General features: G+C 61.4%; 10 protein-coding genes. 8 read left to right on the plus strand and 2 right to left on the minus strand.

Going from position 1 to position 13860, the window contains the following annotated elements; genetic code table 11:
• Nucleotides 1-286: 286 nt before the first annotated feature.
• The 8 genes from pstS (at nucleotide 287) to ppk1 (ending at nucleotide 9344) form a co-directional block, all read left to right on the plus strand.
• Nucleotides 287-1354 carry a phosphate ABC transporter substrate-binding protein PstS gene (gene pstS, locus J1777_RS02340; protein ID WP_207574230.1) on the plus strand — a complete coding sequence of 356 codons (1068 nt, stop codon included), beginning with the start codon at nucleotides 287-289 and terminating at the stop codon, nucleotides 1352-1354.
• Between the two features lie 167 nt (nucleotides 1355-1521).
• Nucleotides 1522-2445, plus strand: coding sequence for a phosphate ABC transporter permease subunit PstC (pstC, locus tag J1777_RS02345; RefSeq protein WP_207574258.1), 924 nt, complete (start codon nucleotides 1522-1524; stop codon nucleotides 2443-2445).
• Entirely contained in the window at nucleotides 2442-3329 is an 888-nt protein-coding gene (gene pstA, locus J1777_RS02350; RefSeq protein WP_207574231.1) for a phosphate ABC transporter permease PstA, read from the plus strand. Before pstC ends, pstA begins: the two co-directional genes overlap by 4 nt.
• Before the next feature lie 21 nt (nucleotides 3330-3350).
• Nucleotides 3351-4142: a phosphate ABC transporter ATP-binding protein PstB gene (pstB, locus tag J1777_RS02355; protein ID WP_207574232.1), complete on the plus strand. Its 792-nt coding sequence runs from the start codon at nucleotides 3351-3353 to the stop codon at nucleotides 4140-4142.
• A 10-nt stretch (nucleotides 4143-4152) separates the two neighbouring features.
• Nucleotides 4153-4872 carry a phosphate signaling complex protein PhoU gene (gene phoU, locus J1777_RS02360; protein ID WP_207574233.1) on the plus strand — a complete coding sequence of 240 codons (720 nt, stop codon included), beginning with the start codon at nucleotides 4153-4155 and terminating at the stop codon, nucleotides 4870-4872.
• Nucleotides 4869-5570, plus strand: a complete 702-nt coding sequence (gene phoB, locus J1777_RS02365; protein WP_207574234.1) for a phosphate regulon transcriptional regulator PhoB — start codon at nucleotides 4869-4871, stop codon at nucleotides 5568-5570. Before phoU ends, phoB begins: the two co-directional genes overlap by 4 nt.
• The gene (gene phoR, locus J1777_RS02370; protein ID WP_242700337.1) at nucleotides 5570-6904 is read left to right on the plus strand and encodes a phosphate regulon sensor histidine kinase PhoR; all 1335 of its coding nucleotides are present in this window, start codon (nucleotides 5570-5572) and stop codon (nucleotides 6902-6904) included. The genes phoB and phoR overlap by 1 nt, the downstream gene beginning before the upstream one ends.
• Nucleotides 6905-7292: 388 nt before the next feature.
• Nucleotides 7293-9344, plus strand: coding sequence for a polyphosphate kinase 1 (gene ppk1, locus J1777_RS02375; protein ID WP_242700346.1), 2052 nt, complete (start codon nucleotides 7293-7295; stop codon nucleotides 9342-9344).
• A gap of 86 nt (nucleotides 9345-9430) precedes the next feature.
• Here ppk1 and J1777_RS02380 read toward each other — a convergent pair whose 3' ends face one another.
• Nucleotides 9431-12133, minus strand: a complete 2703-nt coding sequence (locus J1777_RS02380; protein ID WP_207574235.1) for a molybdopterin-dependent oxidoreductase — start codon at nucleotides 12131-12133, stop codon at nucleotides 9431-9433.
• Between the two features lie 91 nt (nucleotides 12134-12224).
• The gene (locus J1777_RS02385) at nucleotides 12225-13715 is read right to left on the minus strand and encodes a Ppx/GppA phosphatase family protein (RefSeq protein ID WP_207574236.1); all 1491 of its coding nucleotides are present in this window, start codon (nucleotides 13713-13715) and stop codon (nucleotides 12225-12227) included.
• Between the last annotated feature and the right edge of the window lie 145 nt (nucleotides 13716-13860).

Genomic DNA, 13860 nt, shown 5'->3' on the forward strand with positions numbered 1-13860 from the left:
GTGCGGTCTCCGAAAGTTTTGGTTTTACAAAGCCGAGAGTCGGCTGCCAGGTATTAAGCACATTGCGTGCCAAGTTTGATGGCCGCCTTGAAAGCCGCGTATTTAAGGGGCGAGGGCTGCCCAGCAGGGGCTTGCTGGAGGACAGGTGGGCCCAGCGTGGCGTGGCATTTTGGGACAGTGGTGTGCCAAGTTGGGGGCGGCTGTCACACAGCTGTCACATAGCTTGTTTAAATTTGCGTTCGTGGCGAAACGATCCACAAGCACTTTGAACCGAAGGAAAGAAGAGATGACAACCACAGCTACTACCAAAGCCTGCACGATCGCAGGGCGGATCTTGAGCATCCTGACTGTTACCGCTGCAGCTTGGGGTGCCCCAGCCTGGGCCCAGCAAGAAGCGACCGGTGCCGGTGCCAGCTTTCCTGCGCCGCTGTACTCAAAATGGGCGGCCGATTACCACAAGGCCACGGGCGTGAAAATCAACTACCAGTCGGTTGGCTCCAGTGCGGGTATTAAGCAGATTGAGGCCAAGACGGTGGATTTTGGTGCCTCGGACGAGCCCCTTAAAGATGCCGATTTGCAGGCCAAGGGGTTGGTGCAGTTTCCCACCGTGATCGGTGGCATCGTGCCGGTGGTGAATATCAAGGGTATTAAGCCCGGCGAGCTCAAGCTCACGGGCCAGGTGCTTGGCGATATCTACTTGGGCAAAATCACCCAATGGGACGACCCTGCTATCGTTGCGCTCAATCCTGGTGTGGCCCTGCCCAGTGCCAAGATCAGCCCGGTGCGCCGTGCCGATGGCTCGGGCACGACCTTTGGGTTTACCAACTACCTCTCGAAAGTGAACGCCGAGTGGAAAGAAAAAGTCGGTGAAGGCAAGGCCGTGAACTGGCCGACCGGTGCCGGGGGTAAGGGTAACGAGGGGGTGGCTGCCTTTGTGGGGCGCTTGGCCAACTCGATTGGCTATGTGGAGTACGCCTACGTCAAGCAAAACAAGCTGACGTATGCCCAGCTGCAAAACCAGGATGGGAAATATGTGTCGCCCAGCGAAGACTCATTCAAGGCCGCTGCGGCCGGTGCCAACTGGAGCCAGAGCTTCTACCAAATTCTGACCAATCAGCCCGGTCAGGCTGCGTGGCCCATTACCAGCGCCACCTTCATCTTGATGCACAAGGCCCAAGACAAGCCGGCCCAGGCCCAGGCTTCGCTCAAGTTCTTTGAGTGGGCGTATAAGTCGGGCGATCAGACCGCTTCGGGTTTGGATTACGTGCCCATGCCGGACAACGTCAAAGACGTGATTTTCAAATCCTGGGGCAGTATCCAGGACACTGCTGGCAAAAGCATTAACCTGCAGTAAGCCGTAAGTAATTGGCGGCCGTGCCCGGTGTGCTGTGTGCATCGGGCCGCTGCTTTGTTTGACTGTGAGTAATCCTCTCCATGCCAACCTTATCCAGTTCATCACCTCCTGCCGCCCCCCACGCTGCGCCTCCTGTGCCGCCACGCACGCCCCTCCTGTCGGGCCGCATGGCGGATCGTTTGTTTGCAGGCATGGCCTATGCTGCAGCACTGCTTACGCTGGGCCTGTTGCTGGCCATCATGGTGACCTTGTTGGTCGGGGCCTGGCCGGCCATCAGCCACTACGGGTTGGGGTTTTTCACCAGCAGTGTCTGGGACCCGGTGCAGGATGAGTACGGCGGCCTGGTCATGATTTACGGCACCTTGGCCACCTCGTTGATTGCCTTGGTGATTGCGGTGCCGGTCAGTTTTGGCATTGCCCTGTTTTTGACGGAGCTGTCGCCCGCCTGGCTCAAGCGCCCCTTGGGCACGGCGGTGGAGCTGCTGGCGGCCGTGCCCTCCATCGTGTATGGCATGTGGGGCTTGATGGTGTTTGGCCCGGTGCTGGCGCAATATGTGCAGCAACCCCTGCAATCGTGGTTTGAGGGCGTGCCTTATCTGGAGGCTTTTGTCTCGGGCCCCCCGGTGGGCATTGGTATTTTGGCGGCCGGAATTATTCTGGCCATCATGATCATCCCCTTCATCGCTTCGGTGATGCGCGATGTGTTTGAGGTGACCCCGGCGCTGCTCAAAGAGTCGGCCTACGGCCTGGGGGCCACCACCTGGGAGGTGGTCTGGAAGGTGGTGCTGCCGTACACCAAGACGGGGGTGCTGGGCGGCATCATGCTGGGCCTGGGCCGCGCGCTGGGCGAGACCATGGCGGTGACCTTTGTGATTGGCAACATGAACCAGTTGAATTCGCTGTCGGTGTTTGAGGCGGCCAACAGCATCACCTCGGCCCTGGCCAACGAGTTTGCAGAGGCGGGCGAGGGCTTGCACCAGGCCTCTTTGATCTATCTGGGGCTGGCGCTGTTTTTTATCACCTTTGTGGTGCTGGCACTGTCCAAGCTGCTGCTAAGCCGCTTGCAAAAATCGGAAGGGGCAAAAACATGAGCACGACGACTTCCAGCAACCTGCTGCAGACGGCTGCGCAGGCCCAGGCACGCCAGGCCAAGTACCAGCAGCGCAAGCGCCTCAACCAGCTGGCCCTGACCTTGTCGATGGCCGCCATGCTGTTTGGCGTGTTCTGGCTGGTCTGGATTTTGTGGGAAACCATTCGCCTGGGCGTGGGCGGTTTGAGCCTGGCCTTGTTTACCGAGATGACCCCGCCGCCCAACGATGCCGGGGGGCTGGCCAATGCCATTTTTGGCTCGTTGGTGTTGGTGGCCATGGCCACCTTGGTGGGCACGCCGATTGGTGTGCTGGCCGGGGTGTACCTGGCCGAATATGGCCGCCAAGGGGTGCTGGCCAGTACCACGCGGTTTGTGAATGACATTTTGCTGTCGGCCCCGTCGATTGTGATTGGCCTGTTTGTGTACACCATGGTGGTGGCGCAATTTCGCAGCTTTTCGGCCTGGGCGGGCATTGTGGCGCTGGCGCTGATTGTGGTGCCGGTGGTCATTCGCACCACCGAGAACATGCTGATCTTGGTGCCTGCCAGCCTGCGCGAGGCGGCCTATGCCCTGGGCACGCCCAAGTGGAAAGTCATCATCATGGTGACCTTGCGGGCGGCCCGCGCCGGTGTGATCACCGGTGTGCTGCTGGCCGTGGCGCGGATTGCTGGCGAGACGGCGCCGCTGCTGTTTACGGCGCTGAACAACCAGTTCTGGAACTCTGACCTGAGCAAGCCCATGGCCAGCCTGCCGGTGACTATCTTCAAATTTGCCATGAGCCCCTACGAAAACTGGCAACAACTGGCCTGGGCCGGGGTGTTTTTGATCACGGTGGCGGTGTTGGCCCTGAATATCTTGGCGCGTTTCATTACCCGCCAAAAATAACGTGCGTTTTTTGAGAGAACTATGACTGCAAGCACTCCTTCTGTTTCTCCCGTCCGCGGCAACGTCAAGATGGCGGTGCGTGACTTGAACTTTTACTACGGCAAGTTTCACGCGCTGAAAAACATCAATCTGGACATTCCAGAAAAAAAAGTCACCGCCTTTATCGGCCCCTCGGGCTGTGGCAAATCGACCTTGCTGCGCACCTTCAACCGCATGTTTGAGCTCTACCCCGAGCAGCGCGCCGAAGGGCAAATCCTGCTCGATGGCGATAACTTGCTCACCAGCAAACAAGATGTGGCGTTGATCCGTGCCAAGGTGGGCATGGTGTTCCAAAAGCCCACGCCATTTCCCATGTCCATTTACGACAACATCGCTTTTGGCGTGAAGCTGTTCGAGAATTTGAGCGCTTCCGAAATGGACGACCGCGTGGAATGGGCGCTGAAGAAAGCAGCCCTGTGGAAAGAGGTCAAAGACAAGCTGCAGCAAAGCGGCTCGGGCCTGTCCGGTGGTCAGCAGCAGCGCCTGTGCATTGCGCGGGGCATTGCCATCAAGCCCGAAGTGCTGCTGCTCGATGAGCCGTGCTCGGCGCTGGACCCGATCTCGACGGCCAAGATTGAAGAGTTGATTGCCGAGCTCAAAAACGACTACACCGTCGTCATCGTGACCCACAACATGCAGCAGGCCGCACGCTGCAGCGACTACACCGCCTACATGTACCTGGGCGACCTGATGGAGTTTGGCGAGACAGAGCAGATGTTCTTCAAACCCCAGCGCAAAGAGACCGAAGACTACATTACGGGCCGTTTCGGCTGAGGAGCACGCTATGACAGAAAAACACCTTTCCAGCCAATTTGATGCCGAACTCAACCGCGTCTCGGCCCGCGTCATGGAACTGGGCGGGCTGGTCGAAGCGCAGCTGCGCACCGCCGTGCAGGCTTTGACCAGCTTCAGCACCGAGGCCGTCAATCAAGTGGTGGCTACCGAAAAGCGCGTGAATGCGCTGGAAGTGGAGATTGACCATGACCTGTCCACCATCATCGCGCGGCGTCAGCCCACGGCGCGGGACTTGCGCCTGCTGATTGCCTTCTCCAAAGCCACGGCCAACCTGGAGCGCATGGGCGATGAGGCCCACAAAATGGCCCGCATGGTGCAATCGATCATTGACAGCGGTACGGCGCTGCGGGCTTTGCCCTTTGGGGATTTGCGCGTGGCGGCAGAAATGGCCTCGGAGCTGCTGCGCAAAACGCTGGATGCATTTGCCCGACTGGACACCGGCGCAGCGCTGAGCATTTTGAAAGAGGACGATCGGATTGATACCGAGTTCGACAGCTTTGTGCGCACGCTCATCACGCACATGATGGAAGACCCGCGCAAAATCTCTGCCAGCTTGGATTTGCTGTTTATGGCCAAGGCCATCGAGCGCATTGGCGACCACAGCAAAAATATCGCCGAGCAGGTGATTTACCTGGTCGAGGGCAAAGACGTGCGCCACCAAAGCGTGGAGCAGATTGTGTCCATGCTGCAAACACCCCCCCGCCCATGAAGAAGCTGCCCCAGGTATTGATCGTGGAGGATGAACCTGCGATCGCTGAACTGATTGCCATCAACCTGCGCCACCATGGTTTTACCCCCGTGTGCGCCGAAGACGGCCCCAAGGCCCAAACAGCGCTGGACGCGTGCGTGCCCGACTTGATCGTGCTGGACTGGATGCTGCCTGGCGGTAAAAGTGGCCTGGAGCTGGCCCGGCATTGGCGCAGCCAGCCGCGCACCAAGCAAGTGCCCATTCTGATGCTCACGGCCCGCAGCGATGAGCCGGACAAAATCGCCGGTCTGGATGCGGGGGCTGATGACTACATTACCAAGCCCTTTTCGGTGCAAGAGCTGCTGGCGCGCATCCGCGCCGTGCTGCGCCGGCGCGACCCGCTCAGCCTGGGGCAGGTGCTGCAGGTGGGGCAGCTGCGGATGGATGGTGCCACCCACCAGGTCAGCTACCAGGGCGAGGTGCTCAAGCTGGGGCCCATGGAGTTCAAATTGCTCAGCCACTTCATGCGCCACCCCGAGCGCGTACACAGCCGCAGCCAGTTGCTGGACCAGGTCTGGGGCGATGATGTGTATGTCGAAGAGCGCACGGTGGACGTTCACATCAAACGCCTGCGCCAAGCGTTGGGCAGTGGTGGCGGCGGCGGTGCCATGTTGCAAACGGTGCGCGGGGCGGGCTACCGCCTGAGCGCCGATCTGTGATGGGCGTGCTGTGGCAGCGCTGGCTGCTGTTGCTGCTGGCGCAGGCAGCCGCTGGCAGCTTGGGCGGCTGGCTGGCCGGGTGGCCCGGTGCCCTGGTGGCCGTGCTGTTGGGCAGTTGGCTGTGGCTGTGGGCCGATTGCTGGCAGGCCCACAAACTGCGGCGCTGGCTGCAATCGGGCAGCGTGGCCAATCTGCCGCCGCTGCGGGGGCTGTGGGCGGTGCTGGGGTCCTCGGCCCGGCGCTGGCTGCAGGCCAAAGAAAAATCTGTGCAGGCCGCCGAGGTGCGTGTGCAAGGCGTGCTGCATGCCTTTCATGCCAGCCCCAATGGGGTGATTTTGCTGGACGAGCAGGGCCAGATCGAGTGGTGCAACCGCATGGCGCAAACCCACTTTGGCCTGCAAGACCCGCGCGACCTGGGCCAAAAACTGGGGTACTTGGTGCGCGATCCGGCCCTGCTGGCGTATTGGCAAGCGCATGATTTCTCTGAGTCACTGAGCATGGACGGCAGCCAGGGCGCACGCCTGTCGGTACGCGTTTTTCCTTACGGCAAAGGCAAGCATTTGCTGCTGGCCCAGGATGTCACCGCACTGGAGCAGGCCGAGGCCATGCGCCGCGAATTTGTGGCCAACGTCTCGCACGAAATTCGCACCCCGCTGACGGTGCTGATCGGTTTTGTCGAAACCCTGCAAACCCTGGAGCTGCCAGCCGAGCAGCGCCAGCGCTACCTGCACCTCATGGGCCAGCAAGCGCAGCGCATGCACCATCTGGTGCAGGATTTGCTCACCCTCTCGCGCCTGGAAGGCAGCCCTTTGCCGGGGTACGACCAAGGGATGGCGGTGGCAGACATTCTGGAGCAATGCGAGGTCGAGGCCCGCGCCCTGTCGGCGCTGCTGGGCCAGGGCGGTCAAAGCGCACACCAGTTGGAATTTCCGCCCGCCCATGCCCCCGGCATGGACCAGCAACTGCTGGGCGCACCGGTCGAGCTGGTCAGCGCCTTCTCCAACCTCATCACCAACGCCCTGCGCTACACCCCCGCAGGCGGGCGGGTGCAAGTGCTGTGGCAGCCTCAGCCCGATGGCAGCGCCTGCCTGCAAGTGCGCGACAGTGGCCCCGGCATTGCCCCGGACCACCTGGCGCGGCTGACCGAGCGCTTCTACCGCATCGACCGCAGCCGCTCGCGCGAAACCGGTGGCACCGGCCTGGGCCTGGCCATCGTCAAACACGCCTTGCAACGCCACGGGGCGCAGCTGCACATTGACAGCCAGCTGGGCCAAGGCAGCACCTTTACCGTGCATTTCCCGGCGCGGCGGGTTCAGGGAAAGCTTGAGAGCTGATATCAATAGTATTGCTGCATCCGCTTTTAAATCAATGATTTTTAGAATAAAAAATCTTTAAATCATTTATTTAAAAGCGGATGCAGCTATATTTTTTATAAATATTTGTTTTTCAACGTCACGCATTTGTCACACAGCGTCGGCAGACTGGCAGGCTTGTAACCACTGCTGCTGACCTTGTATGACGCAAATGCTTTCTCTGGACGCTCACCCTGAGGTTGTCACCCCCGCTGCTGCCAGCGCCAATGGCGCACCCCCTGCGCCGGTGTTGCTGGCTGTGGATGCCAATGCCATTGTGCTGGCGGGGCCTGATCCGCACGCCCAGGCGCAAGAAGCCATTGCCCTGGCCGCTGAATTGGCGCACGCGGTGCCTGCGCCGCAAGTGGGCATGGGGCCAGCACTGCCGCTGCTGGACCGCGATTTGAGCATTCTGGCCTTCAACGAACGGGTGCTGAGCTGGGCTGAGCGCAAGGATGTGCCCCTGCTGGAACGTCTGCGTTACCTGTGCATCGTCTCGTCCAACCTGGATGAGTGGTTTGAGGTGCGCAGCGCCCCGCATGTTGCGGTGGCCCAGACTGGCGAAGAGCGCGACAGTTACACCCGCACCCGCTTTGCGGCGCTGATGGACAAGGCGCAGGCGCTGGTGGCGCACCAATACCACATCTATAACCAGGCGCTGATTCCGGCCTTTCACACCCACGGCATCCGTTTGATTTCGCACGGTGAGCGCAATGCCGCCCAGCGCCGCTGGGTGCATGAATACTTTCTGCGCGAGGTGCAACCCCTGCTGGTGCCGGTGGGGTTGGATCCGTCCCACCCTTTCCCCCAGGTGGCGAACAAGGCGCTGAATTTCATCGTGCGCCTCGATGGTGTGGATGCCTTTGGCCGCGCCAATGAAGTGGCCATTGTGAAGGTGCCGCGCGCCTTGCCGCGCCTGATTCCCATGCCGCAGAAAATTGCGGGCAAACAGCGGCTGTTTGTCAGCATCTCCAGCATCGTGCGGGCGCATTTGGCCGAATTGTTTCCGGGCCGGGAGGTGACGGAGTTTTCCCAGTTTCGCGTGACGCGCAACTCGGATTTGGCGGTCGATGAGGAGGATGTGATCAACCTGCGCATGGCCTTGCGCCAGGGTTTGCACCACCGCCACTACGGGCAGGCCGTGCGCCTGGAGGTATCGGCCTCGTGCTCGGCGGTCTTGGCCAATGTGCTGCTGCAGCAGCATGGACTGCCGCAGCAGGCGCTGTTTCGCGTCAAAGGCCCGGTCAATCTGGTGCGCCAGATGCAGTTGATTGATTTGGTGGACGATCCGGCCCTGCTGTTCTCCCCTTGGAAGCCGGCCTGGCCGCGCCAGCTGGTGGCGGGGCGCTCGGTGATGGAGCAGATGCGCAAGGGCGATGTGCTGATTCACCAGCCGTTCGAGGATTTTGATGCCGTGCTGGAGCTGCTGCGCGAGGCGGTGAACGACCCGCAGGTGCTGGCCATCAAGCAGACCATTTACCGCACCGGTTCCGACTCTGAAATCATGCGCCTGCTGGCCGAGGCCGTGGGCCGGGGCAAGGAGGTGCTGGCCGTGCTGGAGCTCAAGGCCCGTTTTGACGAAGAGGCCAACATCAATTGGGCCGAAAAGCTCGAGTCGCTGGGCGTGCAGGTGGTGTACGGCGTGGTGGGCTTGAAGACGCACGCCAAAATGCTGCTTATCACCCGCCGCGACAAGCGCACCGGCCAGCTGCAGCGCTATGGCCACCTGTCCACCGGCAACTACAACGCCCGCAGCGCCCGGCTTTATACCGACCTGAGTCATTTGACCTGCGATGCCGCCATCACCGAAGACATGGATGCGGTGTTCCGCCACCTTTCCAGCCACAACCGCTTGCCTACCTTGCAACAGTTGGTGATGGCCCCTTTTCACCTGCACAGCCACATGCTGGAGCGGATTGGCCAGGCCGCCAGCGCAGCCGCCAAGGGCAAGGATGCCCGGATTGTGCTGAAGATGAATGCGCTGACCGATGAGGTGTTGATTGCCGCCCTGATTGATGCGGGTGCCCTGGGTGTGCAGATTGACCTGATCGTGCGCGGCGCTTGCATGTTGCCTGCGCAGGTGCCGGGCCGCACAGAGAATATCCGCGTGCGCTCGGTGATTGGTCGCTTTTTGGAGCACACCCGGGTTTTTTATTTTGCCTGGGGCACGCACGAGGAGGTGTACCTGTCCAGCGCCGACTGGATGCACCGCAACATGCTGCGCCGTGTCGAGTTGGCTTGGCCGGTGCACCATCGCAAACTGCGCCAGCGCATCATCGACGAATGCCTGGCCGACTACCTGCACGATGACCGCAATGCCTGGCAGCTGCAAAGCGATGGCCGTTACCAGCCCCCGATGCGCCCCAGCGCAGGCTTTGGCGCACAGAATATGCTGATGAAAAACTACGGTGGCGCGGCCTAAGGCTGAGGCAGCCAGCACATAAAAAGCCCGGGGTGGATGCCCCGGGCTTTTTGTTGTGGTCAATCTTTAGAGCCTATGCATGCGGATCAATGCTTGGCATTTTCCAGTAGGAAATCGAGCACCATTTTCTGTTCATCGTCATTCAGGCCGGCCCGCTGGAACATGCTGGGGGTGATGCCCAGCCATTGCTTTTCGGTGAATTGGCCTGGGTCGCGTGGGCCGTGGCACACCGAGCAGCGCTGGTAGTAGATTTTTTCCGCTGGCGACAAGGATGCGGTGGCTTTTTCCCGCAGCACAGAGGCGCGATCGAGCTGAAAAAACGCATCGTCAAACTTGATGTCGCTCTTGGTGATCTTGGGCGGGTCAAAGGCTTTGGTGCCGCCCGGATCGGCATCGGTGCATTTGCGGATGGAGGCGATGCAGGTGTTGGCGGTGGTGGCCTGCGTCAGACCGCTGGAGCCACGGCTGGAGGTCAGGAAATTGACCAGGCCATTGTTGCAGCGCCCCTTGCTGTCCAGCTGCGGCCAGGCCCCTTCGTACAGGCTGACCACGCCGGGCATGATCTTGTCGGACACCCGTGCCCCGACCACCAACGCGCCCCGTGCGTTGTGCAGCTCGACCAGATCGCCATCACGAATGCCGTTGGCCTTGGCATCCTGCACGCTGATGGTCAGCGGCTCGCGCGTTTGCACGGTGTAGCGCTTGCGCAGTTTTTCAGAGTTGTTCAGCTGCGAGTGCAGCCGCCAGTAGGGGTGGGGGCTGACCACATGCACCTGGCCCTTTTTGGCGTTGCCCAGGTACTCGCCTGGCTCTTGCCAGGTAGGCATGGGGGGCATATCGGGGATGTCCATCTTGGCGATGGTGGTGGAATACATCTCGATCTTGCCGCTGTGGGTGTGCAGCGGGTTCTTTTCGGGGTCGGCGCGAAAGTCGCCATGGCGCACCCACTTGTGTGCCTCGGGCGGCACAGGAATGCGTGCCATGCCATCGGCCCAGAACTTCTCGAACGGGGTGTGTTTGGAGGCAGTGCTGGCCGCGTAGGCATCTTTGACGTAGTCCATGGGGGTCTTGCCCTCGGTGAAGGCATATTCCACCCCAAACAGCTCAGCCAGGCGGCGGAAGATTTCAAAATCATCCAGCGCATCGTGCTGCGGCGCGACGACTTGCTTCATTGCATACACCTTGTCGATGCTGTAGGTGCCTGCTGAGCTGATGTCGTTGCGCTCTAACGTGGTGGTGGCACCCAGCACGATGTCGGCCCAGCGCGCCGAGCCGTTCCACCAGGGTTCGTGGCAGATGACGGTGTCCACGTTGTGCATGGCACGTGCCAGCTCGTTGAGGTCTTGCTGGTGCGAGAACACGTTGTTGCCCGCGTTGTAGATCAGCTTGACCTGCGGGAAGGTGTAGGTGCTGCCGTTGTAGGTGAACTCTTTGCCGGGGTTGAGCAACATCTCGCTGATGCGTGAGGCCGGGCAGATCTTCTTGACCGGGTTGCGCCCTTGCGACATACCCGTGGGCGCGGTGCCCCCCGATTGCGCGGTGCCACCGCCGCCGTAGTGCCAGCTAAAGCCCACGCCCTGGCCGGGCAGGCCGATGTTGCCCAGGATGCAGGCAAAATTGACGATGGCCCAGTACGGCATCTCGCCATGGTGGGCCCGCTGAATGGCCCAGGAGGCGCACAGCTGGGTGCGCTTGGAGGCCATCAACTCAGCCAGCGCGCGGATCTTGGCGGCGGGAATGCCAGTGATTTTTTCGGCCCACTCGGGGGTTTTGGGGGCGCTGCCGTCCTTGCCTTCCAAGTGGGCGCGGTACTTGTCAAAGCCCACGGTGTACTTGTCGATGAAGGCCTGGTTGTGTTTGTTTTGGCTGAGCAGGTGGTAGCCCATGGCCATGAACAGCGCCGTGTCGGTGTTGGGGACGATGCGCACCCATTCCGAGCCCATTTTTTCGTCGGTAGTGGTCACCTGCGGGTTGATCGAGATGAACTGGCAGCCGGCCTGTTTGATGGCATCCCAGCCCGAGTACATCTCGTGGTCGCACACCGTGTACTCAATGCGGTTGTTCTTGTCGGGGTCGCAGCCGATGAACACCACCAGCTCGGTGTTGTCGCGCAGCTGCTCCCAGGCGGTTTGGGGCGAGTACACCTCCATGTCGCCAATCACCATGGGCAAAAGAATCTGCCCCGCGCCCGCAGAGTAGTCGCCCGTGGTGACGGAGGAGCCGCCCAGCAGGTTGAAAAAGCGCCCCTGCAGCACGTTGGGGCGGAAGATGCCCGCGTGCGACCAGCCGCCATAGGAGCTGGAGAAGCAGCCTTCGTTGCCGTATTTTTCGATGGTGTCCAAGATGGCCTTGGCCGTCAGGCCCAGGGCCGTGTCCCAGCTCACTTGTACCCACTCATCCTTGCCGCGCAGCTCGGGCTTGTTGCTGCCTTTGCGCCCATTTTGTTCCCACTCCAGGTAGGACTTGCGCACCATGGCGCCAACAACGCGGGTTTTGTCGTACGTGCGGTCCAGCACACCTTCGGTCAGCATGGCCGTGGGCATTTTGTCGCTGGCCTGGGCCTCGATCTTGACGATACGGCCTTTTTCGACGGTGGCCAGCAAGGGGCCGTAGTGGGTGGCGTGGGGCACCACGCCGCTGAAGGACTTTAAGGCCGCCAACTGTGCGTTGGCATCCAATTCGGTGGCGGCCAGCGCCTGTGCGATGGGGGAGAGTTTGAGGCCATACGCCATGGCACCAAACATGCCAGCTGCGCCCGCTCCGATCCATTGCCGTCGTGTGAAATGCATAACTCGACTCCTAGTTAAATCGTGCGTTGATTAGGCAGTAAATCCCTGTGCGCCGCAAGAAAATCAGTGGGACCTTGACGATTTCAGTGGGTCATGGCAAACGCTGTAATTGCAGGCTCCAGGGGGTCTTGCTCCAGGCCAAAACTTCTTGCTCCAGCAGGCGGGCCGACTGGGGGTAGGCGCTGGCCCAGGCGTGGGTGATTTGCAATTGGCAGGCAGTGTTTTTGCTGTCGTAACTGAGCGTTAGGCCGCTCAGCTCGGGGGTACGCCGGGCATGGCACAGCTGGGTGGCCAGGCGCAGCGCCATCAGGGGCAGGGCCAGTTCGGGGACGGCAATGGCCGCATCCAGCTTGCGCAGCTTGCCCTGGTGGCCCAGCACCAGTTGGCTGATGCGTTGGCGCAGGGCATCGCTCCAGGTGGCGTGGGCGCAGTGCCGCAGGATGTAGGCCCCGTGGTGGTGGTAGTCGTTCAAGGCCACGCACATGCCCACCTCGTGCAGCAAGGCGGCGATGCGCAGGGCATCGTGGGCGGTATCGCCCGCCTCGGCAGGGCACAGGCTGGCCCACAGGGTGGTGGCAACGTGGTGAACGCGCTCGGCCTGGGCGGTGTCGATGCCAAAGTCTTGTTGCAGGGCGAGGATTTCGGCAGCCTCTTTGTCCGCGGGCGGCTCATGCTCCAGCAGATCGTGCAGCAGGCCTTGGCGCAGGGCACCGTGGGTGACTTCCAGCTCGGTAATGTTCAGCTGCTCCACCACGGCCAGCATGACGCTGATGCCGCCGGCCAGCACCGGGCGGCGCTCTTCCTTGAGGGCCGGCAGGCGCAGCTGGTCAATGTGGCCCGCTTGCAGCAGCAGCGTTTTCAGGTGGTACAGCTTGTGTGGGGTGATAACGTGGCCATCCATCCCCAGGGCGGTGAGGATATCCCCCAGCGCATGGGCCGTGCCCGATGAGGCGTAGGCGCAATCCCAGGCGGTGCTGGGATAGTCTGTGCTGGCCGCGGCCAGTGTGCTTTGCGCCGCCGAGATGGCTGCCGCAAAGCGGGCTTTGTCCAGCACCCCATCGGCAAAGAACAGGCCGCTCCACGACACGCTGCCCAGCGGAAACGATGCGCATTGCAGCGCCTGGCTGTGCTGGCCAAGGGTGATTTCGGTGGAACGCCCGCCAATGTCGATCACCAACCGGCGCTGCTGACTGGGCGCAAGGACGCTGGCCACGCCCCGGTAGATCAGCCGGGCTTCTTCCTCGCCTGGGATGATGGTGATGGGAAAGCCCAGCAGCTCGCTGCCGCGCTCGATGAATTCGGCCCGGTTGCGTGCTTCGCGCAGGGTTTGCGTGGCCACGGCGCAGACCTGGGCCGGGGCAAAGCCGGTCAGCCGCTCGCCAAACCGTGCCAGGCAGGCCCAGCCGCGCTCCATGGCCTCGCGCGTCAGTGCGTTTTGGGCGTTCAGGCCGCCGCCCAGGCGCACCATTTCTTTGAGGTATTCCACGCGCTCGATGCGCTGGTGCGAGCCGATGCGGCCAATTTCCAGCCGAAAGCTGTTTGAGCCCAGGTCTACGGCGGCCAGCAGGGATTCAGGGGCCATGGGGGTATCGATCCTATTATCAAAGTCCAAAGGGGGGTGCGAATCAACCGCCCAGTGTGGAAAGGCTATGTGACAACGGTGTGACAGCGCGGTGCTGCAAGCACCTGTGTTGCCGTTTAGAACGTGTTTACGATCTTCTCATGGG

It is taken from the genome of Comamonas denitrificans, from assembly GCF_017368815.1.
Taxonomy (GTDB): Bacteria; Pseudomonadota; Gammaproteobacteria; order Burkholderiales; family Burkholderiaceae_C; genus Comamonas; species Comamonas denitrificans.

Excerpts from the sequence above, each read along its gene's own strand:
- pstS (WP_207574230.1), top strand. The coding sequence starts at position 287 with ATGACAACCACAGCTACTACCAAAGCCTGCACGATCGCAGGGCGGATC.
- pstC (WP_207574258.1), top strand. The coding sequence starts at position 1,522 with ATGGCGGATCGTTTGTTTGCAGGCATGGCCTATGCTGCAGCACTGCTT.
- pstA (WP_207574231.1), top strand. The coding sequence starts at position 2,442 with ATGAGCACGACGACTTCCAGCAACCTGCTGCAGACGGCTGCGCAGGCC.
- pstB (WP_207574232.1), top strand. The coding sequence starts at position 3,351 with ATGACTGCAAGCACTCCTTCTGTTTCTCCCGTCCGCGGCAACGTCAAG.
- phoU (WP_207574233.1), top strand. The coding sequence starts at position 4,153 with ATGACAGAAAAACACCTTTCCAGCCAATTTGATGCCGAACTCAACCGC.
- phoB (WP_207574234.1), top strand. The coding sequence starts at position 4,869 with ATGAAGAAGCTGCCCCAGGTATTGATCGTGGAGGATGAACCTGCGATC.
- phoR (WP_242700337.1), top strand. The coding sequence starts at position 5,570 with ATGGGCGTGCTGTGGCAGCGCTGGCTGCTGTTGCTGCTGGCGCAGGCA.
- ppk1 (WP_242700346.1), top strand. The coding sequence starts at position 7,293 with ATGGGGCCAGCACTGCCGCTGCTGGACCGCGATTTGAGCATTCTGGCC.
- J1777_RS02380 (WP_207574235.1), bottom strand. The coding sequence starts at position 12,133 with ATGCATTTCACACGACGGCAATGGATCGGAGCGGGCGCAGCTGGCATG.
- J1777_RS02385 (WP_207574236.1), bottom strand. The coding sequence starts at position 13,715 with ATGGCCCCTGAATCCCTGCTGGCCGCCGTAGACCTGGGCTCAAACAGC.